General features: G+C 65.3%; 1 protein-coding gene. It reads left to right on the forward strand.

What is annotated here, in order from left to right; all coding sequences use genetic code 11:
• Window positions 1-1995 (forward strand): transketolase (tkt, locus tag BVU99_RS24815; protein ID WP_099817768.1); only part of this gene is annotated, 1995 nt, incomplete at its 5' end.
• Between the last annotated feature and the right edge of the window lie 54 nt (window positions 1996-2049).

Consider the following 2049-nt stretch of genomic DNA (forward strand, 5'->3'; position numbering starts at 1 on the left):
ATGTCCTCTCGTAAAGAGCTTGCCAACGCCATCCGCGCACTCAGCATGGACGCCGTACAAAAAGCAAATTCCGGCCACCCGGGGGCCCCTATGGGCATGGCGGACATCGCCGAAGTCCTGTGGCGTGACTACCTCAACCACAACCCGACTAACCCGCACTGGGCTGACCGCGACCGTTTCGTGCTCTCCAACGGCCACGGCTCCATGTTGATTTACAGCCTCCTGCACCTCACCGGCTACGACCTGCCGATGCGCGAGCTGGAGAACTTCCGTCAGCTGCATTCCAAAACCCCGGGGCACCCGGAGTACGGCTACACCCCAGGCGTTGAGACCACCACCGGCCCGCTGGGCCAGGGTATCGCCAACGCCGTCGGCTTCGCCATCGCCGAACGCACCCTGGCGGCGCAGTTCAACCGCCCTGGCCACGACATCGTCGACCACCACACCTACGCCTTCATGGGCGACGGCTGCATGATGGAAGGTATCTCGCACGAAGTCTGCTCCCTGGCCGGCACCCTCAAGCTCGGCAAGCTGACCGCCTTCTACGATGACAACGGCATCTCCATCGACGGCCACGTCGACGGCTGGTTCACCGACGACACCGCCCTGCGTTTCGAAGCCTACGGCTGGCACGTGGTGCGCAACGTTGACGGCCACAACCCGGACGCCATCAAGGCCGCGATTGAAGAAGCCCGCAAGGTGACCGACAAGCCGTCGCTGCTGATGTGCAAGACCGTTATCGGCTTCGGTTCGCCGAACAAGGCCGGCACCCATGACGTGCACGGTGCCGCGCTGGGCGCCGCCGAAGTGGCCGCCACCCGCGAAGCGCTGGGCTGGAAATACGCCGCCTTTGAAATCCCGCAGGACATCTACGCCCAGTGGGACGCCAAAGAAGCCGGTCAGGCCAAGGAAGCGGCCTGGAACGACAAGTTCGCCGCCTACGCCAAGGCCTTCCCGGAACTGGCTGCCGAGTTCAAGCGCCGCATGAACGGCGAGCTGCCGGCGGACTGGAAAGCCGACGCCAAGGCGTTCGTGGAAAAACTGCAGGCCAATCCGGCCAACATCGCCAGCCGCAAGGCGTCGCAGAACGCGCTGGAAGCGTTCGGCAAGGTGCTGCCGGAGTTCCTGGGCGGCTCTGCCGACCTGGCGCCGAGCAACCTGACCATGTGGTCCGGCTCGAAAGCGCTGAACGTTGACCCGGCGGGCAACTACATTCATTACGGCGTGCGCGAGTTCGGCATGACCGCCATCACCAACGGCATCGCGCTGCACGGCGGCTTCCTGCCGTACTCGGCGACCTTCCTGATGTTCGTGGAATACGCCCGCAACGCGGTGCGCATGGCGGCACTGATGAAGCTGCGCAACGTGTTCGTCTACACCCACGACTCCATCGGTCTGGGCGAAGACGGCCCGACCCACCAGCCGGTGGAGCAGCTGGCGAGCCTGCGCGTGACCCCGAACATGAGCACCTGGCGCCCGTGTGACCAGGTGGAATCGGCGGTGGCGTGGCAGTACGGTATCGAGCGCAACGACGGCCCGACCACGCTGGTGTTCTCGCGCCAGAACCTGACCCAGCAGCCGCGCAGCGCAGAGCAGCTGGCGAGCGTGTACCGCGGCGGCTACGTGCTGAAAGACTGCGCGGGCACGCCGGACGTCATCCTGATTGCCACCGGCTCCGAAGTGGGTATCACGGTGGAAGCGGCGGACACGCTGACCGCAGCGGGCCGCAAAGTGCGCGTGGTGTCGATGCCGTCGACCGACGCGTTCGACAAGCAGGATGCGGCGTACCGCGAGTCGGTGCTGCCGGCGGCGGTGACGGCGCGCGTGGCGGTGGAAGCGGGTATCGCGGACTACTGGTACAAGTACGTGGGCCTGAACGGCGCCATCGTGGGCATGACCACCTTCGGTGAGTCGGCGCCGGCGGAGCAGCTGTTCGCCGAGTTCGGCTTCACCGTGGACAACGTGGTGGCCAAGGCGCAGGCGCTGCTGAAGTAAGCGGCCGGGCGCAAGCCGATAAAAAAGCCGGTCATCATGACCGGCTTTTTTTAT

This window comes from Serratia sp. OLAL2 (genome assembly GCF_002752475.1).
Lineage (GTDB): Bacteria > Pseudomonadota > Gammaproteobacteria > Enterobacterales > Enterobacteriaceae > Serratia > Serratia bockelmannii.